Genomic DNA, 25,527 nt, shown 5'->3' on the forward strand with positions numbered 1-25,527 from the left:
CCCGCGTCTCAGCGCGGCACGGGCGGTGCGGTGTCCCGGTCGGCGGGAGCCGGGGCGGGGGAGGGGACGCGCGGCGAGGAGCGCCGGGGGAGCGGCAGCGTCGTGGCGCCGGTGACCACGCCGGGGTGGCCCACGGTGCCGAGGCTGAGCAGGACGTGGCGTTCGGCGACCTCCTCGGCGCTGAGGGGGCCGTCGGCGCGGAACCAGTTGGCGACGCCCTGGCACATGATGAGCACCGAACGCACGGCGTCGGCCGGGATCGGAGTGGTGAAGACGCCCTGCGCCCGGCCCGCCTCGACCGTGTCCAGCAGCATGTGTTCGAGGTAGTCGCGCAGAGCGACGTAGCGTGCCCGGTTCTCGGGCTCCAGGCTGCGGATCTCGGTGTCCAGGAAGGCCAGCCGCCGTCGGTGCGCCATGTACAGCACGATCGACTCGACCATGCCGCTGAACCGGGCCAGCGGGTCGTCCCCGCCCTCGCCGGCCGCGGACCGGCAGCGGTCCAGGACGTCCTTGATGGAGGTCTCCAGCAGGGTGGCCAGCAGGGCCTGCTTGTTCGCGTAGTGGTAGTACAGCGCGGGCACGGTGACACCGACCCGGCCGGCGATGTCCCGGACCGAAGTGCCGTGGTAGCCCTGCTCGTTGAAGGCCTCCATGGCGTGCAGCAGGATCGGGTGCAGGTCCAGCGGTCCGTAGGAGCGCCAGTGTGCCGCCGGCGTGGGGTCCTGGCTCGGCTCGGTGTTCAACGGCTCTCCTCGGGACGGACGGCGGTCGGCCACATGGTACGGCCGCGTCTGCGGAAAATCTCCCTCAAGGGTACTTAGCGATCGTTCATGAGATTCCGGCGAACCTCCCTCCGCCTGAGGTCACTTCCCCGACGTGATCCCTTGAAAACTCGACCTGTCAGGGGAGTTGACCGGTCGCCGTCCCGCTCCTACGTTTTAGCGAACGCTCAGTAAGTCCTCGGTCGAGCCGGCGGTGCGTCCGCCGTGCTCCGGGAAAGGAACCCATGAGCCCTCACCGCCCCGACCCTCCCGGCCCTCGCACGGCGGGACCGCTCGACGGCGTGCGCGTGGTCGAACTGGCGGGGATCGGCCCCGGCCCGTTCGCCGCGATGCTCCTCGCCGACCTGGGCGCCGACGTGGTGCGCGTGGACCGCCCCGGCCCCTCGCCGCTCGGCGGCGCTCCCTCCCACGACGTGACCAACCGCAACAAGCGCTCCGTGGTGGTCGACCTGAAGACTCCCGAGGGACCGCGGACCGTGCGGGCGCTGGCCGCACGCGCCGAGATCCTGCTGGAGGGGTACCGTCCCGGTGTCGCCGAGCGGCTCGGGATCGGACCCGAGGAGTGCACGGCCGTCAACCCCGCGCTGGTGTACGGCAGGATGACCGGCTGGGGCCAGCACGGGCCCCTCGCGCCCCGGGCCGGACACGACGTCGGGTACATCGCCACCGCCGGAGCCCTCTCCATGATCGGCGCACCGGACGGGCCACCCGCCCTCCCCGTCAACCTGCTGGGCGACTACGCGGGCGGCTCCCTCTACCTGGCCACCGGCGTCCTCGCCGCGCTGCTCACCGCCCGTGCCACCGGCCGCGGCCAGGTGGTGGACGCCGCGATCGTGGACGGCACCGCGCACCTGACCGCCATGTTCTGGGGCATGCTCGCCGAGGGCACCTGGCGCGACGCCCGCGGCCGCAACCTGCTGGACGGAGGCTGCCCCCACTACGGCGTCTACGAGACCGCCGACGGCGGCTGGATGGCCGTCGGCGCCCTGGAACCGCAGTTCTACGCGGTGTACGTAACCCTCCTGGGCCTGGACGGCGAGGAGCTGCCCGACCGCGCCGACCCGCGCAACTGGCCCGAGCTGCGCGCCCTGTTCACCGCGCGGTTCAAGACCGCCACCCGAAAGGAGTGGACGGCCGTCTTCGAAGGCACCGACGCCTGTGTCGCACCCGTGCTCTCGCTGCACGAGGCGGCCGGCCACCCGCACCTGAGCGGACGCGGTACCTACACCGAGGCGTTCGGCGTCACCCAGCCCGCCCCGGCCCCCCGCTTCTCCCGCACCCCCGGCACCCTCCGGCGCCCGCCGGCCGTGCCCGGTGCCCACACCCCCGATGTGGCCCGCGACTGGGACGTACCCGAACTGCTGAGGGACCACCGCTGATGGAACTGTCCTCCCCCCTCGCCTACGCCGGCGATCCGCGCGCCGCCGCGGACCGGGCCGCCGCCCTGGAGTCCGCGGGCCTCGACGCCGTGTGGGTGGCCGAGGCCTACGGCTTCGACTCCCCGACCGTCATGGGGTACCTGGCCGCGCGGACCGAGCGGATGCGGATCGGCTCGGCGATCCTCAACGTCTACTCGCGCACCCCCGCTCTGATCGCCCAGACCGCCGCCGGACTCGACGCCCTCACCGGCGGCCGCGCCCTGCTCGGCATCGGCGCCTCCGGGCCGCAGGTCGTCGAGGGCTGGCACGGCCGCCGCTACGACCGCCCGCTGGGCCGCACCCGCGAGGTGATCGAGCTGTCCCGGCGGATCTGGCGGCGTGAGGTGATCGAGCACCACGGCATCACCGACCTGCCCCTGCCGCCGGAGAAGGGAGGCACGGCCGGCAAGCCGCTCAAGCTGCTGAACCACCCGGTCCGGGACACCGTCCCCGTTCACGTCGCCGCCCTAGGCCCGGCCAACGTCCGGATGACCGCCGAGATCGCCGACGGATGGCTGCCCTTCCTCTACGTCCCCGAGCACGCCGCCGAGGTCTGGGGCGGGCCACTCGCCGAGGGCACCGCGCGGCGCGATCCCGCGCTCGGGCCGCTGTCCGTCGTAGCGGGCGGGCTCCTCGCCGTCGGCGACGACGCCGAGGCCGTCCGCGACCTGATGCGTCCCACCGTCGCCCTGTACGTCGGCGGCATGGGCGCGCCGGGCCGCAACTTCTATCACGACCTGCTCTGCTCCTACGGATACGAGGCCGCCGCGGCCGCCGTCCAGGAGCACTACCTCGCCGGCCGCAAGAAGGACGCGGAGGCCGCCGTCCCGGCCGAACTGCTGGAGCGGCTGTGCCTGGCCGGCCCCGAGGGCTACGTCCGCGACCGCGTCGAGGTCTTCCGCGAGGCGGGCGTGACGATGCTCAACGTCACCCCCGTCGGTCCCGACCCCGCTCGGCTGATCGAGCGCGTGAGGAGTTGGCTGTGACACTGGAACGCCGTCTGTACGGTCCCGACCACGAGGCATTCCGCGAGACGGTGCGGGCCTTCCTCACCAAGGAGGTGGCCCCGCACCACGAACGCTGGGAGAGGGAAGGCGTCGTCGACCGCGAGGTCTGGCGCTCGGCCGGCCGGCAGGGCCTGCTCGGCATGGCCGTGGCAGAGGAGTACGGAGGCGGCGGCACCGACGACTTCCGGTACAGCGCCGTCCTCATCGAGGAGTTCGCCCGCGCCGGAGCCTCCGGGCTGGCCCTGAGCCTGCACAACGACATCGTCGGCCCGTACCTGACCCGGCTCGCCGACGAGGAGCAGAAGCGCCGCTGGCTGCCCGGCTTCACCTCCGGCGACCTCGTCACCGCCATCGCCATGACCGAACCCGGCGCCGGCTCCGACCTCCAGGGCATCCGCACCACCGCCACCGACGAGGGCGACCACTACCTGCTCAACGGAGCCAAGACCTTCATCTCCAACGGCATCCTCGCCGACCTCGTCGTCGTGGTCGCCCGCACCACCCCCGAGGGCGGCAGCGGCGGACAGAGCCTGCTGGTCGTCGAGCGCGGAACGGAGGGCTTCGCACGCGGCCGCAACCTCGACAAGATCGGCCAGAAGGCCCAGGACACCGCCGAACTGTTCTTCGACGACGTGCGGGTCCCCAAGGAGAACCTGCTGGGGGAGGAGAACCAGGCCTTCACCTACCTCATGGGCAACCTGGCTCAGGAACGCCTGGCCATCGCCATCGGCGCCGCCGCCGCGGCGGAGGAGATCCTCGACGTCACCACGCGGTACGTCAAGGAACGCGAGGCCTTCGGCAGACCGCTGTCCGGCCTCCAGCACATCCGCTTCGAGATCGCCGAGATGGCCACCGAGACCGCCGTCACCCGGACCTTCGTCGACCGGTGCGTCACCGAGCACGGCCAGGGACGGCTCGACGCCGTGCACGCCTCGATGGCCAAGTGGTGGGCCACCGAACTGCAGAAGCGCGTCGTCGACCGCTGTCTCCAACTGCACGGCGGCTACGGCTACATGAGCGAGTACCGCGTCGCCCGGGCGTTCCTCGACAGCCGGGTCCAGACCATCTACGGCGGCACCACCGAGATCATGAAGGAGATCATCGGCCGCTCGCTGCTCCACTGAGTCCGCACCGGACCCGCACCACCGCCGGTCGCCCAAACGCGGTGTCCGCGACCTCCGACCCACCCGACCCGGAAGGCACCCAAGGTGAGCACCGATGCGTACGTGTACGACGCGATCCGCACCCCGCGCGGACGCGGCAAGGCCGGCGGGGCCCTGCACGGCACCAAACCGGTCGACCTGGACACGGCCTTCGTGGTGGCGGCCGGGTACCTGACGGAACTGGTCACCGGGCAGATCACCAAGAACAGGATCCAGGGGTACTTCTTCGACCTCCAGGCGGTCGACTCCGGTGCCGGCCGGCCGGCGGACGTCGCACCGCGCGGGGTGACCCGGGTGGGCGTGCTCGGGGCGGGCATGACGGGCGCGGGCATCGCCCACTCCTGTGCCCGGGCCGGGCTCGACGTCGTACTGAAGGACGTCTCCGCCGAGGCGGCGGCGCGGGGCCGGGCGCACTCCGAGCGGCTGTGCGCCCGAGCGGTGTCCCGCGGCCGGGTCACCCGGGAGCAGGCGGACGCCCTGCTGGCCCGCATCACCGCGACCACCGACGTCCGGGACCTGGCCGGCTGCGACGCCGTGATCGAGGCCGTCTTCGAGGACACGGGTGTCAAGCACAAGGTGTTCCAGGAGGTGCAGGAGGTCGTCGCGCCGGACGCGCTGCTGTGCTCGAACACCTCCACCCCGCCCATCACCGTCCTCGCCAAGGGGGTCCGGCGGCCGCGGGACCTCGTCGGCCTGCACTTCTCCTCACCGGTCGACAGGATGCCGCTGGTGGAGATCGTCAAGGGTGAGGAGACGGGGGACGAGGCGCTGGCGCGGGCCTTCGGCCTGGTGCGCCGGCTCGGCAAGACGCCGATCGTGGTCAACGACTCGCGCGGGTTCTTCACCTCCCGTGTCATCGGCCGCTTCCTCGACGAGGGCGTCGCCATGGTGGGGGAGGGCATCGAGCCGGCCTCCGTCGAGCAGGCCGCCGCCCAGGCCGGCTACCCGGCCAAGGTCCTCGGCCTGATGGACGAACTCACCCTCACCCTCCCGCGCCGGATCCGCGAGGAGAACCGCAGGGCGGCCGAGGCGTCGGGCCGCACGTGGCAGCCGCACCCCGCGGACGCGGTGGTGGACCGCATGATCGACGCGTTCGGCCGCCCCGGCCGGTCCGGCGGCGCGGGCTTCTACGACTACGTCGACGGCACGCGCACCGGGCTCTGGCCGGGGCTGCGCGAACACTTCACCGATCCGGCGAGGCAACCGGCCGACCTGACCGAGCTGATGGACCGGATGCTCCTCGTCGAAGCCCTGGACGCGGTGCGCTGCCTGGAGGAGGGGGTGCTGGCCTCGGTCGCGGACGCCAACGTCGGCTCGCTGCTCGGCATCGGATTCCCACCGTGGACGGGCGGCGTCCTGCAGTACCTCAACGGCTATGACGGCGGCGCCCGGGTCGGGACCGGGCTGCCGGGCTGCGTGGCCCGCGCGCGGGAGCTGGCCGCACGACACGGCGAGCGCTTCGCCCCGCCCGAACTGCTGCTGCGCAAGGCCGAGCGGGGGGAGACCTTCACCGACCGCTGATCCCGTCAGAGGGGGCCCGCCCGGTGGCTCCGGCCGGAAGTGCGCGGCTGCCGACCGGTTCCCGGGGGTCGGACGATTCCCGGTGACTTCCGGTTCCGAGTGTCGGCCGTGTGCTGAGCGTCGGCCGGCTCCCACGTGTCGGCCGTGTCCCGAGCGTCGGCCGGCTCCCGAAGGCAGGGCCGATTCTCCCTGGCGCCATATTCCCTCCCTTGGCTCCCCTCCCTTGGCTCCCGGTCCTGGCCCCGCCCCCAGCCCTTGCCCCGCCCCTCCCGCCCCGACCCGTCCCATCCCCTCGCCCCCGCCCCCCGGGGGCCCGCGGGCGGTACGCCCCGCTTCACCCCGGCTCCACCGGGCACGCCCTCACGGGCCCTCCCTCCCCGGTCGCCGCCGGCCGCTCCCTTCCGATCAGCAAGGAGGCCCCGATGACATCAGCTCCCGGCACCGCCACCGACCTGCCCGACGACCCGGCCGACCGGACCCTGCCGCACCTGCTGGCCCGCAACGCACGCGAGTACCCGCGACTCCCCGGCCTCTCCTGGCAGCCGGAGGACGCGGACGGCCACTGGACGACGTTCAGCTGGGCGGAGATCCACGAGCACACCCGGCGCCTCGCCGCCGGCTACCACGCCCTCGGCGTCCGCCGCGGCGACCACGTGCTGATGATGATGACCAACCGGCCCGAGCACTGGCTGTCGGACCTGGCGCTGGTCCGCCTCGGCGCGGTACCGGTCAGCGTCTACAACACCGCGGCCCCCGAGCAGATCACCCACATCGCCCGCAACTGCCGGGCCCCCCTGGCCGTGGTGGACGGGGCCGCCCAGGTCGCGGTGTGGGAGCCCTTGCTGGCCGACGCCGACACCCCGCTGGAGCGACTGGTGGTGGCCCAGGCGGGTGCGCGGGAACGCCACGTCCCGTACGCCGGCCTGCTGCGCGAGCCGGTGCCGGAGGGCTTCGACGCGCAACTGGACACAGCCCGCCCCGAGGACCCGCTGACCGTCGTGTACACCTCCGGCACCACCGGTGAACCCAAGGGCGTCGTCCTCACCCACCGCGCGGTGATGTCCAACTCCCTGGCCCTCGACGCCGTGGTCGAACTGCCCCCGCACGTCGAGCACATCTGCTACCTGCCGTTCGCCCACATCGCCGAGCGGATGCTGGGCATCTACCTGCCCTGTCACCGGGCCTCGCACGTCCGCCTCTGCGCCGATCCGACGCGCGTCGGCGAGGTGGTGCGCAAGGTGCGCCCCGCGCAGTTCTTCGGGGTGCCGAGGATCTGGGAGAAGCTGTCCGCCGCCGTGCGGGCCGTGCTGTCGCTGATGCCGGCCGACCAGCGGGCGGTCATCGACGAGGCCTTCGAGGTCGCCCGCGAGCACGTCGGGTACCGCGAGCGCGGCGAGACGCCGCCCGCCGAGCTGGAGAAGCGCTACACCCGCGTACGCGAGGACGTGCTGCTGCCCATGCTGGCCGCGGGCGGGCTGGACCGGGTGACCTGGTCGGCCAGCGCGTCGGCGCCGATGGCGGCCGACGTGGTCGAGTTCTGGGCCGGTTTCGGCATCGTCATCATGGATGCCTGGGGGCTGACCGAGACCACCGGCGTGGCCACCAGCAACAGCCCGAAGACCGGTTTCCGGCTCGGTTCGGTGGGGCGCCCGGTGGGGTCCGTGGAGATCCGGGTCGCCGAGGACGGGGAGATCCTGGTGCGGGGCACGTCCGTGTTCTCCGGCTACCTTCAGCCGGACGGCTCGGTGCGCTCCGCCCTGGACGCCGACGGCTGGCTGGCCACCGGCGACATCGGCCGGGTCGACGAGGACGGCTACCTCTGGCTCACCGACCGGAAGAAGGAGATGATCATCACCTCCACCGGCAAGAACGTGTCGCCGGCCCTGGTGGAGAACGCGCTCAAGGAACACCCGCTGATCGGACAGGCGATGGTGCACGGCGACGAGCACTCCTACCTGGTCGCCCTGCTGGTGCTCGACGCGGAGGCCGCCCCGGCCTGGGCCGCGGCCCACGGCGTGGAGACGGCAGGAGGCCCGGCCCAGCTGGCGCGGCACCCCGTCGTCCGGGCGGAGGTGGAGCGCGCGGTGGCCGCCGCCAACACCCGGCTCAACCGCAGCGAGCAGGTCAAGCGGTACGAGCTGCTGACCGAGGAGTGGGGGCCGGCGACCGGGGAGCTGACCCCGTCGCTGAAGATGCGGCGCCGCGTCATCCGCGACAAGTACGCCGACGCGTTGGCCGAGCTGTACCGGGAGTGAGCGGACGGCTCCCTCGGGCCGCGGACCCCCGGGCCACCGCGCGGGGTCACGGCCGCCCACCCCTTGCGAGGGGTGGGCGGCCGCACACCGGGCGGGGGCTCAGAGACCGTAGGTCCTGCCGATGACGTCCCGCTGGATCTCGCTGGTCCCGCCGTAGACCGTCGAGACGACCGCGGCCCTCAGGTGGCGCTCCATGTCGAACTCCGTGGTGTAGCCGTAGCCGCCCATCATCTGCATGCCCTCCAGGGCGGCCCGCTTGGCGACCTCGGTGGCCTTCAGCTTGGCCATGGACGCCTCGCGGGGGAACAGCTCGTCGGGCCGCGCGTCGCAGTCCAGGGCCACCTCGCGCACCAGCAGCCGGGTGCACTCGATCTCGGTGGCGAGATCGGCGATCCGGTGCCGCAGGGCCTGGAAGGAGCCGACGGGCCGGCCGAACTGCTCCCGTTCGCGCACGTAGCCGACGGCGTCGTCGAAGGCGCGGCGTGCCAGGCCCAGCATGTTCGCGGCCAGGAAGAGCCGCTCGTAGTTCAGACCGGCCATCAACTGCCGCCAGCCCTCGTCCACTTGTCCGACGACGGCGTCCGCGGGCAGTCGTACGCCGGTGAGGAAGACGTCGTTGACCTCCCGGCCGCCCATGGTGTCGATGCCCCGCACCTGCACGCCCGGGGTCGCGGCGGGCAGATGGAACATGGTCAGGCCGCCGTGCTTGTCCTCGCCGGTGCGGGCCACCAGCAGGATGCTCCGTGCGCAGTGCGCGTTGGAGATCCAGGTCTTCTGCCCGTCGATCACCCACGTGCCGTCCTTCTCCTGACGGGCCCGGCAGCGCAGCGCGCCCACGTCCGACCCGGCACCCGGCTCCGACATGGCGATCGACAGGACGTCACCGCGTACGGCGCCGGGCAGCACCTCCTTGCGCTGCCGCTCGGTGCCGAACCGCTCGTAGGCCTTCGCGGTGATGACCGTGGTGACGAACCCTCCGCACGGCACCATCCCGTACGAGGTCTCCTCCAGGAAGAGGCAGGCGTCCGCCAGACCGCCGCCGGAGCCCCCGTACTCCTCGGACAGGCACACCCCGAGCCAGCCCAGGTGGGCGAGCCGGCCGTACAACCCCGGGTGGTGGGCCTCCCGGCCGCCCTTCGTCAGCGCGTCGCGCTGCTGCCGGGTACCGCACTCGCGTTGGGCGAAATCGCGTACGGCCGCGGCGAAAGCGGTCTGTTCTTCGGTGAGGCGACTACCCATCAGGTCCTCCGGGGTGCGGATGCCGGTCAGGCGGCTCGATCACGTGCGGACACGGTGTGAGTTACAAAGAGATGATAGATGTGTCAGCGTCTCGCCGGGAGACGTGCGCCGGTATCGTGAGACGCACCATGACAACTGACACGAACGACCCGTGGCTCGGCCGAGCCCTCGCCCAGCCGGAGCCGGAGGACGGCACGGCGCAGCGGATCCTCGACGCGGCGCTGGAGCAGTTCACCCTGCTGGGGCTGCGCCGTTCCTCCGTTGACGACGTGGCCAAGCGGGCGGGCGTCTCCCGGGTCACCGTCTACCGGCGCTTCCAGACCAAGGACAAGCTGGTCGAGGACACCCTGCTGCGTGAGCTGCGCAGGTTCTTCCAGCGGCTGGACTCGGCGGTCGCGGCGCAGCCGACGATGAAGGAGCGGGTCGTCGAGGGCTTCGTGGTCGCCCTGCGCCACACCCGCGCCCATCCGCTCTTCGGCGGCCTGCTGCGCCTGGAACCCGAGGTGGTACTGCCCTATCTGACCGTGCAGGGCAGCTCCTCGCTCTCCGCCACCGTCGAGTACCTCACGGTCCACCTGCGCCGGGCGCAGCAGGTCGAGGGCCGCCCCGACGAGGACGCGCGCCCGGTCGCCGAGCTGATGGTGCGGGTCGCGGTGTCCTTCCTGCTGAACCCGGCCAGTTGCATCGAGATGGAGGACGAGGACCAGGCCCGGTCCTTCGCCCGCCGCTACCTGGCCCCGCTGCTGGACGCCTGACCGGCCGGACGTCCGCCCGGGCGGCGCGGCGCTCATGGCCGTCGGGGCACTCGGCCGGCGGTGCGCGGTCCGGCCGCTCAGCGGCGCCGGTGCAGGGCCCGGGCCAGCCGCACCGCGCGTTCCCGCGCGGCGGCCGGAACCTCGAAGGAGGTCAAGGCGACCGGCGGGGTGAACCGCTGCACCGTCGTCGACTGCACGGACGTGAACGCCCGCAGCCCCTCCGCCCCGTGGATCCGTCCGAAGCCGGACTCCCGCGACCCCCCGAACGGCAGGGCCGGCACCGCCGCGAAGCCGAGCACCGAGTTCACCGACACGGCCCCCGCCCTCAGTCGCGCCGCGATCGCCGCACCGGCGCGTCCGCCGCGGCAGAACACCGCGGCCCCCAGCGCGTAGCGCGAGGCGTTGGCCCGCTCCACGGCCTCGTCCACGTCGGCCACCGCGTTGATCGCCACCACCGGCCCGAAGGTCTCCTCCGCCATCGCCGGCGCGTCCTCCGGAACACCGGTCAGCACGATCGGCGCGACATACGGGGCACGCACCGACTCGGGCCCGCCCAGCAGCGCACGCGCCCCCGCCGAGACCGCGCCGGTCACATGCCGCTCGACGACCGAGACCTGGCCCGGCAGGGTCATCGGACCGTAGGAGGCGTCCGGCCCGGCACCGGGGCGCAGCGCCCCCGCCCGCTCGACCACCCGTCCGCACAGCGCCGCGTGGACCTCGGCCACCGCGTAGACGCGTTCCACCCCGGCGCAGGTCTGCCCCGCGTTGCTCAGCGCCCCCCACACGATCGCGTCGGCGGCCGCGTCCAGGTCCGCGTCCGCGGTGACGATCACCGCGTCCTTCCCGCCGCACTCGGCGAGGAACGGCGTCAGCGTCTCGGCGCACACGGCCATCACCTTGCGGGCCGTCCCCGGCGACCCGGTGAAGGCCAGCTTGTCCACCCCGGACCGGGCCAGGGCGTCCCCGGTGGAGGCCGCGCCGGTGACGGTGGTGAGCAGCCCCGCGTGCCCGGGCACGGCGGCGTCGAAGAGCCGGGCCAGCAGCACGCCGGTGCCCGGGGTCAGTTCGGACGGCTTGAAGACCACGGCGTTCCCCGCGGCCAGGGCGTAGCCGATGGAGCCCATCGGGGTGTAGAGCGGATAGTTCCAGGGCCCGATCACACCCACCACACCCAGCGGCCGGTGCACCAGCGAGGCCCGCTGGTGGACGGTGAACGGGCCGGTACCGACCCTCCGCCGCCGCAGCACGCGCTCGGCGTTGCGGGCGGCCCAGCCCAGATGCTCCAGCGTGAGGACGACCTCCAGCGCGGCGTCGCCGGCCGGTTTGCCGGTCTCCTCGGCGATGGTGCGGGCCACGGCGTCCAGGTCGGTGGCGAGGGCCTTCTTCCAGCGCAGCAGATGGTCTCGGCGCCGGGCCGCGGGCAGCGCCGCCCACCCGGCCTGGACGGTCCGGGCGCGGTCGACGGCGCGGGAGACCTCTTCCGGGCCGTCCACCGGATGCGAGGCGATCGGCTCGCGGGTCGCGGGGGAGTACGTGGAGAAGGTCGAGGCGCTCGGTGCGGTGGCCGGGGTGGTGTCGGTCATCGGGTCTCCTGACGGGGCGCATGGCGTGGACGAACGCGCCGGAGGACCCCCTTCGGGGGCGGTGCGGCGGGCGCGGACCCTGCCGAAGGGGTGGCTGCGCGCGCCCCGAGGCCCCGCGCCTGCCGCCCCGGACGCCAGGCGTCCCGGCGCGCGGAACACACGAGCACGGCGACGCCCGGCCCACGGGGTACCGGACGAGGCCGCCGGCGAGCCGGGTGACGCGGCGCGCACGGGTGGTGGGTGACGACGCTCCTGACGGGAGCGCCCTTGTGAGTCGAAGATACCGAAACCATCACCTTGTTTCATAGGGGGCCGACATCAGCTCGTCGACGACGCCCGGCCGGTCGGTCGCCGGCGCGTACCGGGACGCGGGGCCGGTCCCGGGCCGGTGCGCGGCGAGGGCGTCATCTATCCTTTTCGGTGCGCCTGCTGAGCGGTGGCGCGTCGCCCTGCGCGACATCGTCGGAGCAGTGGCTCCGGCCCCTCGGGACACGCCCGGTACCGCCCGGGCGGGGAGATTCCGAGAAAGAAGCGAGGTACGTCCGTGATCTGCGTCGGCGGCATGATCGGCATCGGCAAGACGAGCGTGGCCGAAATGCTCGCCAAGGGCCTGGGCAGCCAGGTCTTCCTCGAGAGCGTCGAGGACAACCCGATCCTCCCGCTCTTCTACACGGCGAGCCCCGAGGAGATCCGGGCGAAGCGCTACCCCTTCCTGCTTCAGCTCTACTTCCTGCAGACACGGTTCGCCTCGATCAAGGAGGCGTACAAGCAGCGCGACAACGTCCTCGACCGCTCCCTCCACGAGGACTGGTACTTCGCCAAGGTCAACCACGATCTGGGGCGGATCAGCTCCCTCGAGATGAGGGTGTACGAGGGGCTGCTCCACGAGATGATGCGCGAGATCGACGGCCTGCCGTACCGCAAGGCGCCCGATCTCATGGTCTACCTCAAGGCGGACTTCGCGACGGTGCTGCGCCGGATCGGGCTGCGGGGCCGGGACTTCGAGCAGGACGAGGGCCTCGTCGAGTACTACCGGACGTTGTGGTCCGGCTACGACGACTGGGTGTACGAGCACTACTCGGCCAGTGAGGTCCTCGTCGTCGACATGAACCGCACCGACGTGGTGAACGACCCCGACGACGCGGCCCGGGTGCTGCGGGAGGTACAGACGGCCCTGGCGGCGGCCAGGGCCCGCCTCTGAAACCGTCCGGCACCGGCCCCGGAACCGGCACCGCACCACGGGACCACGCCCGCTGTCACTTCCCGGCCACGGTGCCCAGGAAGCGGATGTGCGGCCGGTCGCCGGGGCCGGGACGGGTGACCGCGGCACGTACGCCGTAGACGTCGGCGATCAGGGACTCGGTCAGGGTCTCGCCGGGGGTGCCGGCGGCCACCACCCGGCCCTGCCGCAGCACCACGACCTGGTCGCAGTACATCGCCGCGAGGTTCAGGTCGTGGAGGGCGATCACGCTGGTGACGGGCAGCTCGGCGACCAGGGCCAGCAGGTCGAGCTGGTGCTGGACGTCGAGGTGGTTGGTCGGCTCGTCCAGCAGCAGCTCGCGCGGTTCCTGGGCCAGGGCACGGGCGATCTGCACGCGCTGGCGCTCCCCGCCGGAGAGCGTGTGCCAGGGCCGGTCGGCGCGGTCGGTGAGGCCGGTGCGCTCCAGGGCGGTGCGTACGGCCCGCTCGTCCGCCGCGGTCACGGGGGTCCAGGCGCGGCGGTGCGGGACGCGACCGAGGCGTACGACGTCGAGGACGGTCAGCTCGACGAGGGTGTCGGCATGCTGCTCGACGACGGCCACCCGCCGGGCCACGGCGCGGCGGCCCCAGTCGCCGAGGGGACGCCCGTCGAGGGTGACGACCCCGCAGGTGGGGGCGAGGACGCCGGACAGCAGCCGCAGCAGCGTCGACTTGCCGGAGCCGTTGGGGCCGAGCAGCCCGGTCACGGAACCGGGTCGCGGGGCGAGGCCGACGCCGTCGAGGACCAGCCGTCCGCCCAGGGCACGGCTCACGCGATCGGCGGCGAGGGTGGACGGCTCGGCGGGCGGCTGCCCCGCGGACGTCGGCCCGTGGGTCGTCCGCCCGTCGGTCCCCCGCCCGGCGCCGGCCGTCAACGCGTCCTCTTCGTGCGGTAGAGGACCAGGACGAACGCCGGAACGCCGACCAGCGAGGTCACCACGCCCACCGGCACTTCCTGGGGATCGAGGACGGTACGGGCCAGGGTGTCGGCCCAGACCAGGAAGACCGCCCCGGCGAGCGCGGTGACGGGCAGCAGCCGGGCGTGCCCCGGGCCGACCAGGGCCCGCGCGCCGTGCGGCAGGACCAGGCCGACGAAACCGATCGCGCCGGCCGAACCGACCAGCGCGGCGGTCAGCAGGGCGGTCACGCACAGCAGCACCAGCCGGGTCCGGGCGACCGAGACGCCCAGGGTCGCCGCGGCGTCCTGGCCGAAGGCGAAGGCGTCCAGGGTGCGGGCGTACCCGAGGCACACCACCAGGGCGAGCACCAGCACGGCCAGGCACAGCCCCACCTCGGTCCAGTCGGCCCCGCTGAGCGACCCCAGCAGCCAGAACAGCACACCCCGGGTGGTCTCCGCGTCGGCCGCCGTCGTCACCACGAACGACGTCAGGGCGGCGAACAGCTGCATCGCCGCCACCCCGGACAGCACCACGCGGTCCGTCGTCCCGCCGAGCGTGTGGCTGAGCAGCAGCACCAGCGCGAACGAGCCGAGCGCACCCACGAACGCGCCGCCGGAGACGGTCAGGGCGCCGCCGCCCGCGCCGAGGACGATCACGACGACGGCGCCGGTCGACGCTCCGGAGGAGACGCCCAGGACGAAGGGGTCGGCCAGCGGGTTGCGCAGCAGTGACTGCATCACCGCACCGCACACGGCGAGCCCGGCGCCGCACACCGCGGCGAGCACCGTACGGGGCAACCGCAGGTTCCAGACGATGCCCTCCCGGATCGGAGTCAGCTCCGTCGTCCCCCAGCCCAGGCGGGAGGCGACCACCGACCAGGCGTCGCCCACGCCGATGTCCGCCGGCCCGACGGTGATGGCCACGGCGACGGACACGGCGAGCACCGCGAGCCCGCCGCCCGCACCGGCCAGGCCGCGCAGCACACCGGCCGTGCCGTGCGGCCGGACCTTCCGGGAGGACCGCAGCGCGGTGGTCATCGGCCGAGGCCGTGCTCGCGCAGGGCCGCGGCCACCTTCTCGACGCCCTCGACCGTACGGATCGTGGGGTTCATGGCCTGCCCGCTGAGCAGCACGTACCGCTTCGCCTGCACCGCCTTCATGTTCCTCGTCGCCGGATGCGACTCCAGGAACGCGATCTTCTTCGCGGCCGACTCGGCGGTCTGCGACCTGCGGGTCAGATCGCCGATGACAAGCAGGTCGGGGTCACGGTCGGCCACCGTCTCCCAGTTGATCTGGGGCCACTCCTGCGTGCTGTCGTCGAAGACGTTCTTCGCGCCGAGCGCGTTCGTGATGATGCCGGGCGCGCCGCAGCAGCCCGCCATGTAGGGGGACTCCTGGTTCGCGAACCAGTACAGGACGGTGGCGTTCTCGGCGCCGGTCCCGGCGGCGGCCTTCGCCACCCGGCTCTCCAACCCGGAGACGAGCTTCTCACCCCGTTCCTCCACCCCGAAGACCCGCGCCAGTTCCCGCACTTCGCGGTAGACGGTGTCCATGGTCAGGGGCTCGCTCCGGGAGCCGTCGCCGTCGCCGGTGTTGTCCTTGCCCTCGCAGTCGGCGGGCGAGAGGTACGTGGGAACGCCGAGCTCCTCGAACTTCTCGCGGGGCGCCACCCCGCCCTTGCCCAGGGTGGAGGTGAAGGACGAGGCCACGAAGTCCGGTTCGGCGTCCAGGACCCGCTCGAACGACGGCTGGTTGTCGGCGAGCCGGGGCACCTTCTCGTTCGCCCGCTCAAGACCCTCCAGGACCGGGTCGGTCCAGGTGGCGGTCCCCACCATGCGGTCGGCCAGGCCCAGGGAGAGCAGGATCTCGGTGGTGCCCTGGTTCAGGGACACCGCCCGCTGGGGCGGGGCCTCGACCGTCACCTTCTGCCCGCAGTTGTCGATCGTGACGGAGCGCTTTTGGGCGCCGGCGGGCTTCCCGGACGAGCCGGAGCCCGAGCCGGAACCGCACGCGGTGAGCAACAGGGCCCCCGTCAGGAGCAGGACGGAACAACGGGCGGGACGTGACAGCTGCACGGTGTCGGTTTCCTCAACGTCGGGACCCAGGCGCGGGGTCCGTGCGAACGATCGGTCACCAGCAGGTCTTCGGACTCGGGGTCATCCCGGCGGGACGCCTTCCCGGACCCGGCCGTGACCGTCGTCCAGTGGCTGCTGCCCCGCCCGTCACCCTCACCGCTGCGCGTCAGTTCCGGATTCCCACCGGATTCCCTGACCCGTGCACGCGTAGGCCGCGTTCACGAGTGCGACTGGCGTCCGGAAGCTATCACAGCCCTCTCCCGTACGGTCCGACGGACCTTCGGGCCCCCCGTCCGGGGTGGCCCCTTCGCAGCGGCGCTCAGCGGGCGTCGTCGCGCCCTCGGGCGGCGGAGAAGGTGCGTGCGCTCGGCACCAGGGCGGCGACCGCGGGCGCCGTGAAGCAGACGACCGCGCAGCCCGTGAGCACCGCCGTGACGCCGAAGGCGTCGATGGCGGGGGCGATGAGGGCGAGCCCGACCGGGGCGAGTCCATAGGAGAGCAGGAAGTCCAGGGAGGAGACCCGGGCCAGTTTGTCCGGGGCGACCTCGCGCTGGGCGGCGGTGAACCACGGCACGTTGAACAGCTCGATGCCGACGCCCGCGACGGCGTACGCGGCCATCACGGCGGCCGGGTGCACGGGCAGTACGAGGCTGAGCGGGGCGAGTCCGTAGGCGGCGAGGCCGGCCAGGGCGGCCCAGCCGGGGGAGCGGGGACGCCAGCGGGCGATGAGCAGCGCACCGCCGAGCGCTCCGGCGGTGTACGCGGTCATCGCACCCGCGAGAACGACCTCGGTGCCGTACTCGTCCCGGCTGACCATGGGCAGGGCGACGCCGGTCGCGGAGTAGCCGGTGGCTATCACGGCCGTCAGGGCGCCCAGACCGGCGAGGAACCACGGGTGCCTGCGGGCCTCGCGGACCCCCTCCGCGAACTCGCCCAGGAGGGACGCCCTGCCCGCCCCGGCCGAAGGCTCCGCCGTGTCCTCCCCGGTCCCGGGCCGGGCGCCGCGTCCGGGCACGCAGGCCGCGACGAGCCAGAGAAGCCCGATGCCCACCAACAGGGCCCAGGTGTCCAGGAAGACGGCGAGCAGCGCGGCCGAGGAGGGGCCCACGAGGGTGGTGACCCGTACCGCCAACGTCATGGCGGCGTTGGCCTGTTGCCGGCGACCGGCGTCGACCACCTCGGCGGTCAGGGCCTGGTAGGCGGGTCGGCAGGCGCCTTGGCCGGCTCCGGCCACCGCGGCGGCCGCCGCCATCAGCAGCACCGAGCGGTCCAGGCCGAAGGCGATCACCGGCGCCGCGGCTCCGGCGGCGAGCCCCGCCCACAGCACGACACCCCGGCGGGAGTGCCGGTCGGCCAGGACCCCGGCCACGGGTACCGCGGCGAGGAAGCCGACCGTGCGGGCGGCGAGCAGCAGGCCGAGGTCGGTGGCGGTCAGGGTCCGGTCGAAGACGGCGAGACCCAGCACGAAGGGCAGGGCCCAGGTGGCCAGGCCGGACGCGGTGGCGCCCGTCCACAGGCGCAGGAAGGCCAGGTCGAGCAGGATGGAGCGCTGCTCACGGGGCGGGGACCCGGCGGGGGCGGGAGGGGCGGAGGGGCTGGGCACGAGGGGGCGCTCCTGTCCTGTCGGCGGCGGTGGATCGAACGCGGACCGGCTGCAACGCCCTTGTCGTACTGGGAGGTTGTCCGGCGGTACCGGCCTCGGCAGGCGGCGGGCAGCGCGGCGCGGACATCACACTATCGCAGTGATAATCATTTCCATTAGAGTGCTCCCGGTCGCTGCCTCGTGAGGGATGCCGTGGCCCTGTGTCCCGTTCCACTCGTCGGTCCGGACTGTCTGTCGGGGTCGGGGGCGTGCTAGGTTCACCATATGAAAACGATTTTCATTAGCGAGGGAAAGTGAAGGTCCCGCACATGCCTCCGCCTTCGGCCTCCGGGCCTTCGGTCGGTGAGGTCGAGACCCCGGCCGACCCGGCCGAGGCGCCGGCGCCCCGGCCCGCGGAGGCCGTGCGAGGCCGGCCGCGAGGTCGACTCGCCTCCCGTAAGGGGCTGTTGCTCGGCTGCTCGGCGCTGGTCGCCGTCCTGCTCGTGTCCGTCGTCGTCGCCATCGGGCTGGGCCCCGCGGTCGTCACCCCGGGGGAGACGGCCCGTCATCTGTGGGCGGCTCTCAGTGGCGGGCGGGTCGGCGCGGACGAGGTGACGACGTATCAGATCATCTGGCAGATCCGTACGCCGCGCGTGCTGCTCGCGGCGCTGGTGGGGGCCGGGCTGAGCGCGGTCGGTGTGGCGATCCAGGCCATGGTGCGCAACGCGCTGGCCGACCCCTTCGTCCTCGGTGTCTCCTCGGGCGCCTCCGTGGGTGCTGTCGGGGTCACCGTCACCGGAGGACTCGCGGCGCTCGGCCTCTACGCCGTCTCCGCCGGCGCCTTCGTCGGCGCACTCGTCGCCTCGCTCCTGGTGTACGCCGCCTCCTCCAGCAAGGGCTCGCTGTCGCCGCTGCGCCTCGTGCTGACGGGTGTGGCCATGTCGCTGGGGTTCCAGGCTGTCATGAGCCTGATCATCTACTTCGCGCCGGACAGCGAGGCGACCAGCATGGTCCTGTACTGGACCATGGGCAGCTTCGGAGCCGCGGCCTGGGGCGCGTTGCCCGTCGTCTCCCTCGTGGTGCTGGCCGGCCTGGTGCTCCTGTACCGGTACGGGCGGGCACTGGACGTCCTCTCCCTCGGCGACGAGACCGCCGCGAGCCTCGGCTTCGATCCCGACCGGTACCGCAAGGTGCTGCTGGTCCTCGTCTCGCTGGTGACGGGCGTCATGGTCGCCGTCAGCGGCGCCATCGCCTTCGTCGGCCTCGTCATGCCGCACGTGGTGCGGATGGTCGTCGGCGCCACCCACGCCCGCGTCCTCGCCGTGGCCCCACTGGTCGGGGCGATCTTCATGGTGTGGGTCGACCTCGCGGCCCGGACGCTGGTCGCCCCGCGCGAGCTGCCGCTCGGGGTCATCACCGCGCTGGTGGGGGTCCCCGTCTTCATCGCCCTGATGCGTCGCCGGGGCTACACCTTCGGAGCGCGCTGACGTGGACCTGAAACTCGATGAACTCTCCGTGGTGACGGACGGCAGGAGTCTCGTACGGGGACTCTCCCTGGACGTGCCGGACGGTCAGGTCGTGGGCCTCGTGGGCCCCAACGGAAGCGGCAAGTCCACCGCTCTGCGGTGCGTGTACCGGGCGCTGCGCCCCAGCTCCGGCACCGTCCGGGTGGGCGAACAGGACCTCACCCGGCTCCCGATGCGCGACAGCGCGCGGACCGTCGCGGCCATGACCCAGGACGGCGGCGTCGACTTCGACTTCACGGTCGAGGAGGTCGTCGCGCTCGGACGCGCCCCCCACCTCCGCGGCAACCAGGTGCTCAGCGTCCGGGAACGCGAGTTGTGCGAGCGGGCGATGGACCGGCTCGACATCGGACACCTCGCCCACCGGGGCGTGCTGACCCTGTCGGGCGGTGAGCGACAGCGCGTCCTGCTGGCCCGCGCGCTCGTGCAGGAGCCGGAGATCCTCGTCCTGGACGAGCCGACCAACCACCTCGACGTCCGCCACCAGGTCGAACTGCTCTCGCTCCTGCGCGAGTCCGGGCTGACCGTCCTCGTCGTCCTGCACGACCTCAACCTCGCCGCGGCGGCCTGCGACCGGCTCGGCGTGCTCTCCCGAGGCCGCCTGGTCGCCTCCGGCCCGCCCGCGGAGGTGCTCACCACCCGGCTCGTCGGTGACGTCTTCGGGGTCAGGGCCAGCGTCGTACCCCACCCGCTGACCGGTGATCCCCAGCTCCTGTATTCGCTCGACTCCACCCGCTGAAAGGCTGCTCACGCATGCGTACAACCCGAACCCCCGCCCCGGCCCGCCGGCCTGCCGCACTCGGTTCCGCCCTGGCGGCCGTCCTGGTGCTCGGCGGATGCGGCGCCGAGGTCGAAACGGCCGCCAAGGAGTCCGGCAAGGTCACCGTCAAGCGCTGCGGTGAACCGGTGGAGTACACGGTTCCCCAGCGCGCCGTGGCCTACGAGGGCGGCAGCGCGGACAAGCTGTTCGCCCTCGGCCTGACCGAGCACGTGCACGGCTACGTCATGCCTCCCGCGAACCCGCCGGTGAGCGAGTCCCCGTGGGCGTCCGAGTACGCGAAGGTGAAGATGCTCAGCGACGACCTCCTCAACAAGGAGGTCGTGGTCGAGGCCAAGTCCGACTTCGTCGTGGCCGGCTGGAACTCCGGCTTCAAGCAGGAGCGGGGCATCACGCCCGAGATCCTGGACCAGCTCGGCATCCAGAGCTTCATGCACACCGAGAGCTGCTTCAACTACCCGGGCCACCCGGAGAGGATGACCCCCTTCGACGCCCTCTACACCGACCTCGAACGACTGGGGAAGATCTTCCGGGTCGAGAAGAAGGCCGCGGACGTCGTCGACGGGTTGAGGAAGCGCGTCGAGGAGGTCGAGGCCAAGGCTCCGCAGGGCGACCCGGTACCCGTCTTCCTCTACGACTCCGGCACCGACCAGCCGTTCACCGCGGGCAACCAGGTGCCGCCCAACGACATCATCAAGACGGCGGGCGGCCGGAACGTCTTCGACGGCCTCGACGAGCGCTGGACCCAGGTCAACTGGGAATCCGTGGCCGAGGCCGAACCCGAGGTCATCGCCATCCTCGACTACGGCGACCTGCCCGCCCAGAAGAAGATCGACTTCCTGAAGAAGTCCCCGCACACCCGGGAACTCCCGGCCGTGCGGAAGAACAACTTCTTCGTCCTCGACTACAACGAGGGCATCAGCGGGCCCCGCAACATCGACGGCCTGGAGAAGTTCGCCACCTACCTGCGCGAACTCCAGGGCTGAGCCACCGCGCACCACGGTCCGGCGAAACGGTGTGCACCCCCGCCCGCCGGACCGGCCTTCGACGTGCCCGCGCGCACCCCCGTCCGCCGGACCGGACTCCGACGTACCGGCGCGCACCGCCCCGTCGTACGACACAAGGAAAGGACCCCATGGACCGCCACGCGATCGGACAGGCTCTCCTGGAGCAGTTGCCCCCGCCGCTGCCCGCCGACCGGATCATCGCCCTCAACCAGCCCAAGGCCGACCTGCACAGCACTCGCTCCTACGAGTGGAACGGCTGGACGTTCGACGTCCCGCCCGGCGTCTTCATACCCGGCTGGACCAGCCGCCTGATCCACGAGCGGCTGCTCGACGGCCGTATCGAGACCCGTGGCCTGCGGTACGCCGCCATGGGCGTCGGCCTGGGCGTCGAAGCCGTGACGGCCGGCCTCCGCGGCGCTCGGGAGATCCACGCGCTCGACGTGCACCCGGAGAGCGTGGCCGCCGCGACCGGCCACTACCGGCGCCTGGTCGGCGAGCGCCCGGACACCGCGTTCCTCCCCGCGGTGAGTGACGTCTTCGACGCTCTGGCCGACGACGTCCGGCTGGACGTCGTCACCTTCAACCCGCCCGCCGTCAGCCAGACCGTCAGCGACGACCCCGACGTCGTACGCAACGTCTGCGTGGGCGCGCCCCTGCTGGCGAAGTTCTTCGCCCAGATCACGGAGAGGGACCTGCTCGCCCCCGGTGGCGAGATCCACGTCATCGCCTCCAACACCGCGGACCTGCGCGCCCTGGTCCAGCACGCGCTGGACCACGGGCTCTGCCCGCGCGTCGACCATCTCCACGACTGGCAGGACGGCGTGCTGACCTTCCTCTTCCGCATCACCCACGACACGCCCCGCACCGGAGGACAGCGATGAAGAACACCGACGAACTCCTGGCCGCCGTCCTGGCGGGCGAGCACGGTCCCCGGCCCGCCGACCTCGTCGCCACCAGCGTCTTCTGGGCGCACCACGGCACCCGGCTGGCAGGCGGCGACACCACCTACCTCAACCAGTACATCCTCGTCCGCCTGGGCGACTCCTTCGGTGGCTGCGCCTTCGAGGCGGGTGAGGTCGACCCGTCCCTGTGCCGCGAAGCCTCCGGCACCCCCGTCGACACGCTGCTGCGCGAGGGGCCGAGGCCGCTGCGGATCGCCGCGCTCGACGCCTACCTCAGCTCCGTCCGCCCGCACCGGGAGGCGGTCGAGGCGGAACCGGTCACCCTGCCCGCCGGGACCCCCGAGACCCGGGCGCTGGCCCGGGACGCGGCCGTCGCCGGGCTCCTCGACATCGACGCCGGGGCCCAGGTCGGCCTCATCGGCGTGGTCAACCCCCTGGTCGCCGCGATCCGCGAACGCGGCGGCACGCCCCTGCTCTGCGACTTCAACCTGCGCACCACCCAGTGGGGCGACCCGGTCACCGACGACATGCACGAGGTCCTCGACGCCGCCGACGCCGTCGTGGCCACCGGCATGACCCTCAGCAACGGCAGCTTCGACACCGTCCTGGGCCGTTGCCGCGAACGCGGCGTGCCGCTGGTGGTCTACGCCCAGACCGGCAGCGCCGTGGCGCGGGCCTTCCTCGGACAGGGCGTGACCGCGCTGTCCGCGGAACCCTTCCCCTTCTCCCAGTTCAGCGCCGAACCCACCACCCTGTACCGCTACCGGGTGGCGGCCGACGCATGACGGCCGCCACCCGCCGACCGGTGGCCCCCTCCCGTGACACGGAGGGCACCGGACGTGCCGCCTGCCACCACGGCGAGATCCTGCAGGGCGTCTTCCTCGACGAGCGGCGTCGCCCCGTCCACGCCCTGGTGACCCTGCCGATGAACGGACCGGGCAGTACCGCCCGGTTCACGCCCCGCCCCGGCAGCGCGCCCGACGAGGTCACGGTGACACCGACCGGCCGGACCAAGGCGCGGGCGGCGGCCGTCCTCGCGGTACGGGAGTGCGCCGCACGTCGCGCCGCGGAACCCTGCGGCGGGGAGCTGACCCTCACCGGAGACCTCCCCGTGGGCCTCGGCATGGGCTCCTCCACCAGCGACGTCATCGCCACGGTACGGGCGGTCGCCGACTCCTGGGGCATGGCGCTGCCGTCGGAGACGATCGCCCGGATCGCGGTGCGCGCCGAAGGCGCCAGCGACCCCCTGATGCACGGCTCACGCCCCCTGCTCTTCGCGCAGCGCGAGGGCCGCGTCCTCGAGGTCCTGGGTTCCACGCTGCCGCCCGCCGTGGTGGTCGGGTGCGTGCTCGCCCAGGGAGCACCGGTCGACACCCTCTCCCTCCCCGCCCTCCACCACGACGGCGACCTCGCCGCCTACGGTCACCTGCGCCGCATGCTCCGCCGCGCGGTGACCTCCACCGACACGGGTCTGCTCGGCCGGGTCAGCACCGCCAGCGCCCGCCTGCGCCAACGCGTCCTGCGCCACGAGGAGTTCCCCGCACTCACCGGCATCGCCGACGGCACGGGCGCCGTCGGCGTGCAGATCGCCCACAGCGGCAACGTCGCCGGCATCCTCTTCGACCCCCGTACGCCCGGCCTGCGCCACCGACTGCGCCGCTGCACCCGCGCCCTGGACCGCGAGGGCATCACACCGACCCGCACCTTCACCACCTTCGCGTCCCCCATCAGCGAGGAGTTCCCGTGGACGAACACATCTCGGAAGCCGTCGGCCGCCCGGACCTGATACGCCTCGACGACGGCTTCCTCTGCCTGCGTTTCGAGACCATGAAGGTCGTCTCCGCCCTGGCAGCCGTACGCCACCTGCTCGACACCGGAGTCGTACGGCGCGGCGACACCCTCATCGACAGCTCCAGCGGCATCTACGCCTACGCCCTCGCCCTGGCCTGCCACCGGCACGGCATGCGCTGCCACATCGTCGGCTCCACCACCGTCGACCACACCCTGCGCACCCAGCTCGACATCCTCGGCGCGCACCTGGAGCAGATGCCGCCCAGCAGCAGCCTCAAGCTCGACCAGAGCCGCCGCGTCGCCCGCGTCCGCGAGATCCTGCGGGATCACCCGGACTACCACTGGATGCGCCAGTACCACGACGACATCCACTACCTCGGCTACGAGGCCGTCGCCGAACAGATCCACGCCCGGACCGCCGGGGGCTCCCTGACCCTGGTCGGCGGAGTGGGCTCCGGGGCCTCCACCGGCGCCCTCGCCCACTACCTGAGGAAACGCTCCGTCGACGTACGGCTCGCGGGCGTCCAGCCGTACGGAAGCGTCACCTTCGGCAGCGAACACGTCGCCGACCCGGAGATCATCATCGCTGGGATCGGCAGCTCCATCCCCTTCGGCAACGTCCGCCACGACCTCTACGACGTCCTGCACTGGCTCGCCTTCGACGCCGCCCTCGCCGGCAGCGTCGACCTGCTGCGCCGGCACGCCGTGTTCGCGGGCCTGTCCACCGGAGCCGCCTACCTCGCCGCCCGGTGGGAACGCCGGGAGGAGCCCGGCCGGACGGTCCTGTTCATCGCCGCCGACACCGGCCACCGCTACGTCGACACCGTGTTCGCCCGGCACCGGGAGGCCGCCCGGATCGACGACCTGGCACCCCGTCCGGTACGCAGTGGGGACGAACTGGCCCTCCCCTGGTCGCGGATGGAGTGGAACGGGTCACCGGCCCCCGAAGGGGCGGTCGTCGGATAACCCGCCAGGGTGACCGGGGAGAGGGCCGGGGCTCGTGAGCCCAGCCCTCGTCGACGCCGTACCCGGCCCAGGCGGGGGTAGGGACCGGACGGCGGACACGGTCTCGCCGTCCCGCACGAGGCAAGCACTCAGGAAGGTCCGACGGCCCCGCGTCCAGCTGGACGCGGGGCCGTCGCGGAGGCGGCTCGACGAGCCGGTCGTGGACGATCAGCCCACGCCGCCGTCAGCCTTCCGGGCGCAGCAGGCCGCGCTCGTACGCCTTGGCCAGCCGCTGGGGGACGCGGTACGGCACACCGTCCACCGTGACCGTCACCAGCCGAGGCGTCACGGCCTTCCACTGCGCGCGCCGGTGCCGGGTGTTGCTGCGCGACATCTTGCGTTTGGGTACGGCCATGAGGACCTCCGGGTGCGATGGGTGACGATGCCGACCCTACATGAAAATGGATTTCATTACGCCCGACTCTCGGCCAGGTCCCTTGCCCCACGGCTCCCGCCCGATTCACCGTGGGACCGGGACACTCCCCATACCGCCGATGTACAGTGAGCGACGCCCCTGACCTGCAGAAGCCGGCGGGGAGCCGTCACCCAGGAGTTAGACATGCTGCGCACCATGTTCAAGTCCAAGATCCACCGTGCCACCGTCACCCAGGCCGACCTGCACTACGTCGGTTCCGTGACCATCGACGCCGATCTGCTGGATGCCGCCGACCTGCTGCCCGGTGAGCTCGTGCACATCGTGGACATCACCAACGGGGCCCGGCTGGAGACCTACGTCATCGAGGGCGAGCGCGGGTCCGGTGTGGTCGGGATCAACGGGGCCGCGGCTCACCTCGTGCACCCCGGCGATCTCGTGATCATCATCAGTTACGCTCAGGTCACCGATGCCGAGGCGCGGTCGCTGCGGCCCAGCGTCGTCCACGTGGACGGCGACAACCGTATCGTCGCCCTGGGTGCCGACCCGTCCGAGCCGGTACCGGGATCGGACCAGGAGCGCAGCCCGCAGGCCGTGTCGGCCTGACATGCCGGGCCGGGGACGAGGAGCG

At 72.7% G+C, this 25,527-nt stretch carries 22 protein-coding genes, 1 pseudogene and 1 riboswitch; of the genes and pseudogenes, 15 read left to right on the forward strand and 8 right to left on the reverse strand.

What is annotated here, in order from left to right:
* Positions 1-8 precede the first annotated feature (8 nt).
* Positions 9-743, reverse strand: a complete 735-nt coding sequence (locus tag ACZ6EG_RS19205) for a TetR/AcrR family transcriptional regulator (protein WP_391972347.1) — start codon at positions 741-743, stop codon at positions 9-11.
* A gap of 263 nt (positions 744-1,006) precedes the next feature.
* On the opposite strand from ACZ6EG_RS19205, the gene ACZ6EG_RS19210 reads away from it, so the two are divergent.
* From ACZ6EG_RS19210 to ACZ6EG_RS19230, 5 genes and pseudogenes are all read left to right on the forward strand, one after another.
* Positions 1,007-2,161 (forward strand): CaiB/BaiF CoA transferase family protein, encoded by a 1,155-nt coding sequence (locus ACZ6EG_RS19210; RefSeq protein ID WP_391972346.1) that lies wholly within the window; start codon positions 1,007-1,009, stop codon positions 2,159-2,161.
* The gene (locus ACZ6EG_RS19215; RefSeq protein WP_391972345.1) at positions 2,161-3,186 is read left to right on the forward strand and encodes an LLM class F420-dependent oxidoreductase; all 1,026 of its coding nucleotides are present in this window, start codon (positions 2,161-2,163) and stop codon (positions 3,184-3,186) included. Before ACZ6EG_RS19210 ends, ACZ6EG_RS19215 begins: the two co-directional genes overlap by 1 nt.
* Positions 3,183-4,331 (forward strand): acyl-CoA dehydrogenase family protein, encoded by a 1,149-nt coding sequence (locus ACZ6EG_RS19220; RefSeq protein ID WP_391972344.1) that lies wholly within the window; start codon positions 3,183-3,185, stop codon positions 4,329-4,331. The genes ACZ6EG_RS19215 and ACZ6EG_RS19220 overlap by 4 nt, the downstream gene beginning before the upstream one ends.
* Positions 4,332-4,502: 171 nt before the next feature.
* A pseudogene (locus ACZ6EG_RS19225) lies at positions 4,503-5,891 on the forward strand (3-hydroxyacyl-CoA dehydrogenase family protein); the annotation flags it as partial.
* A gap of 422 nt (positions 5,892-6,313) precedes the next feature.
* Positions 6,314-8,146 carry an AMP-dependent synthetase/ligase gene (locus ACZ6EG_RS19230; protein ID WP_469605939.1) on the forward strand — a complete coding sequence of 611 codons (1,833 nt, stop codon included), beginning with the start codon at positions 6,314-6,316 and terminating at the stop codon, positions 8,144-8,146.
* 99 nt (positions 8,147-8,245) lie between these two features.
* Here the strand turns inward: ACZ6EG_RS19230 and ACZ6EG_RS19235 are convergent, their stop codons facing one another.
* Complete coding sequence (locus tag ACZ6EG_RS19235) at positions 8,246-9,385, reverse strand: acyl-CoA dehydrogenase family protein (RefSeq protein WP_469605942.1); 1,140 nt, start codon at positions 9,383-9,385, stop codon at positions 8,246-8,248.
* Positions 9,386-9,513: 128 nt separating this feature from the next.
* On the opposite strand from ACZ6EG_RS19235, the gene ACZ6EG_RS19240 reads away from it, so the two are divergent.
* Positions 9,514-10,140: a TetR/AcrR family transcriptional regulator gene (locus ACZ6EG_RS19240; protein ID WP_356605444.1), complete on the forward strand. Its 627-nt coding sequence runs from the start codon at positions 9,514-9,516 to the stop codon at positions 10,138-10,140.
* Between the two features lie 77 nt (positions 10,141-10,217).
* On the opposite strand, the gene ACZ6EG_RS19245 is transcribed toward ACZ6EG_RS19240, so the two are convergent.
* A complete protein-coding gene (locus tag ACZ6EG_RS19245; protein WP_469605947.1) occupies positions 10,218-11,723 on the reverse strand; it encodes an aldehyde dehydrogenase family protein in 1,506 nt (501 codons plus the stop codon).
* A gap of 544 nt (positions 11,724-12,267) precedes the next feature.
* Here ACZ6EG_RS19245 and ACZ6EG_RS19250 point away from each other — a divergent pair.
* Positions 12,268-12,924 (forward strand): deoxynucleoside kinase, encoded by a 657-nt coding sequence (locus ACZ6EG_RS19250; RefSeq protein WP_391972340.1) that lies wholly within the window; start codon positions 12,268-12,270, stop codon positions 12,922-12,924.
* Positions 12,925-12,979: 55 nt separating this feature from the next.
* Here the strand turns inward: ACZ6EG_RS19250 and ACZ6EG_RS19255 are convergent, their stop codons facing one another.
* The 4 genes from ACZ6EG_RS19255 to ACZ6EG_RS19270 form a co-directional block, all read right to left on the reverse strand.
* The gene (locus tag ACZ6EG_RS19255; RefSeq protein ID WP_391972339.1) at positions 12,980-13,735 is read right to left on the reverse strand and encodes an ABC transporter ATP-binding protein; all 756 of its coding nucleotides are present in this window, start codon (positions 13,733-13,735) and stop codon (positions 12,980-12,982) included.
* 98 nt (positions 13,736-13,833) lie between these two features.
* Positions 13,834-14,898, reverse strand: a complete 1,065-nt coding sequence (locus ACZ6EG_RS19260; RefSeq protein WP_469605951.1) for a FecCD family ABC transporter permease — start codon at positions 14,896-14,898, stop codon at positions 13,834-13,836.
* Entirely contained in the window at positions 14,895-15,935 is a 1,041-nt protein-coding gene (locus tag ACZ6EG_RS19265) for an ABC transporter substrate-binding protein (protein ID WP_391972337.1), read from the reverse strand. The genes ACZ6EG_RS19260 and ACZ6EG_RS19265 overlap by 4 nt, the downstream gene beginning before the upstream one ends.
* Positions 15,936-15,978: 43 nt before the next feature.
* Positions 15,979-16,185, reverse strand: a riboswitch (cobalamin riboswitch).
* A gap of 69 nt (positions 16,186-16,254) precedes the next feature.
* A complete protein-coding gene (locus ACZ6EG_RS19270) occupies positions 16,255-17,457 on the reverse strand; it encodes an MFS transporter (RefSeq protein WP_391972365.1) in 1,203 nt (400 codons plus the stop codon).
* Positions 17,458-17,846: 389 nt separating this feature from the next.
* Between ACZ6EG_RS19270 and ACZ6EG_RS19275 the strand changes: the two genes are divergently transcribed.
* From ACZ6EG_RS19275 to ACZ6EG_RS19305, 7 genes are all read left to right on the forward strand, one after another.
* On the forward strand, positions 17,847-19,004 hold the full coding sequence (locus tag ACZ6EG_RS19275) for a FecCD family ABC transporter permease (RefSeq protein WP_469605955.1): 1,158 nt from the start codon (positions 17,847-17,849) through the stop codon (positions 19,002-19,004).
* Between the two features lies 1 nt (position 19,005).
* Entirely contained in the window at positions 19,006-19,779 is a 774-nt protein-coding gene (locus tag ACZ6EG_RS19280; RefSeq protein WP_391972335.1) for an ABC transporter ATP-binding protein, read from the forward strand.
* Between the two features lie 14 nt (positions 19,780-19,793).
* Positions 19,794-20,804, forward strand: coding sequence for an ABC transporter substrate-binding protein (locus ACZ6EG_RS19285; protein ID WP_391972334.1), 1,011 nt, complete (start codon positions 19,794-19,796; stop codon positions 20,802-20,804).
* Positions 20,805-20,953: 149 nt separating this feature from the next.
* Positions 20,954-21,706, forward strand: a complete 753-nt coding sequence (locus ACZ6EG_RS19290) for a class I SAM-dependent methyltransferase (RefSeq protein ID WP_391972333.1) — start codon at positions 20,954-20,956, stop codon at positions 21,704-21,706.
* Positions 21,703-22,512: a Rossmann-like domain-containing protein gene (locus ACZ6EG_RS19295; protein WP_391972332.1), complete on the forward strand. Its 810-nt coding sequence runs from the start codon at positions 21,703-21,705 to the stop codon at positions 22,510-22,512. The genes ACZ6EG_RS19290 and ACZ6EG_RS19295 overlap by 4 nt, the downstream gene beginning before the upstream one ends.
* Positions 22,509-23,513, forward strand: a complete 1,005-nt coding sequence (locus tag ACZ6EG_RS19300; RefSeq protein ID WP_469605961.1) for a GHMP family kinase ATP-binding protein — start codon at positions 22,509-22,511, stop codon at positions 23,511-23,513. Before ACZ6EG_RS19295 ends, ACZ6EG_RS19300 begins: the two co-directional genes overlap by 4 nt.
* Positions 23,471-24,484 (forward strand): pyridoxal-phosphate dependent enzyme, encoded by a 1,014-nt coding sequence (locus tag ACZ6EG_RS19305; RefSeq protein ID WP_391972330.1) that lies wholly within the window; start codon positions 23,471-23,473, stop codon positions 24,482-24,484. Before ACZ6EG_RS19300 ends, ACZ6EG_RS19305 begins: the two co-directional genes overlap by 43 nt.
* 223 nt (positions 24,485-24,707) lie before the next feature.
* Here ACZ6EG_RS19305 and rpmF read toward each other — a convergent pair whose 3' ends face one another.
* Positions 24,708-24,878, reverse strand: a complete 171-nt coding sequence (rpmF, locus tag ACZ6EG_RS19310) for a 50S ribosomal protein L32 (RefSeq protein ID WP_391972329.1) — start codon at positions 24,876-24,878, stop codon at positions 24,708-24,710.
* 204 nt (positions 24,879-25,082) lie between these two features.
* Between rpmF and panD the strand changes: the two genes are divergently transcribed.
* Positions 25,083-25,502, forward strand: a complete 420-nt coding sequence (gene panD, locus ACZ6EG_RS19315; RefSeq protein ID WP_361015862.1) for an aspartate 1-decarboxylase — start codon at positions 25,083-25,085, stop codon at positions 25,500-25,502.
* The last annotated feature ends 25 nt before the right edge of the window (positions 25,503-25,527 follow it).

It is taken from the genome of Streptomyces sp. NPDC041968 (assembly GCF_055589025.1).

What these genes read in the sequence shown, in the direction of transcription:
- ACZ6EG_RS19210 (WP_391972346.1), top strand. Translation starts at nt 1,007, where the DNA reads ATGAGCCCTCACCGCCCCGACCCTCCCGGCCCTCGCACGGCGGGACCG.
- ACZ6EG_RS19215 (WP_391972345.1), top strand. Translation starts at nt 2,161, where the DNA reads ATGGAACTGTCCTCCCCCCTCGCCTACGCCGGCGATCCGCGCGCCGCC.
- ACZ6EG_RS19230 (WP_469605939.1), top strand. Translation starts at nt 6,314, where the DNA reads ATGACATCAGCTCCCGGCACCGCCACCGACCTGCCCGACGACCCGGCC.
- ACZ6EG_RS19235 (WP_469605942.1), bottom strand. Translation starts at nt 9,385, where the DNA reads ATGGGTAGTCGCCTCACCGAAGAACAGACCGCTTTCGCCGCGGCCGTA.
- ACZ6EG_RS19240 (WP_356605444.1), top strand. Translation starts at nt 9,514, where the DNA reads ATGACAACTGACACGAACGACCCGTGGCTCGGCCGAGCCCTCGCCCAG.
- ACZ6EG_RS19245 (WP_469605947.1), bottom strand. Translation starts at nt 11,723, where the DNA reads ATGACCGACACCACCCCGGCCACCGCACCGAGCGCCTCGACCTTCTCC.
- ACZ6EG_RS19260 (WP_469605951.1), bottom strand. Translation starts at nt 14,898, where the DNA reads ATGACCACCGCGCTGCGGTCCTCCCGGAAGGTCCGGCCGCACGGCACG.
- ACZ6EG_RS19275 (WP_469605955.1), top strand. Translation starts at nt 17,847, where the DNA reads ATGCCTCCGCCTTCGGCCTCCGGGCCTTCGGTCGGTGAGGTCGAGACC.
- ACZ6EG_RS19285 (WP_391972334.1), top strand. Translation starts at nt 19,794, where the DNA reads ATGCGTACAACCCGAACCCCCGCCCCGGCCCGCCGGCCTGCCGCACTC.
- ACZ6EG_RS19290 (WP_391972333.1), top strand. Translation starts at nt 20,954, where the DNA reads ATGGACCGCCACGCGATCGGACAGGCTCTCCTGGAGCAGTTGCCCCCG.
- ACZ6EG_RS19295 (WP_391972332.1), top strand. Translation starts at nt 21,703, where the DNA reads ATGAAGAACACCGACGAACTCCTGGCCGCCGTCCTGGCGGGCGAGCAC.
- ACZ6EG_RS19300 (WP_469605961.1), top strand. Translation starts at nt 22,509, where the DNA reads ATGACGGCCGCCACCCGCCGACCGGTGGCCCCCTCCCGTGACACGGAG.
- rpmF (WP_391972329.1), bottom strand. Translation starts at nt 24,878, where the DNA reads ATGGCCGTACCCAAACGCAAGATGTCGCGCAGCAACACCCGGCACCGG.
- panD (WP_361015862.1), top strand. Translation starts at nt 25,083, where the DNA reads ATGCTGCGCACCATGTTCAAGTCCAAGATCCACCGTGCCACCGTCACC.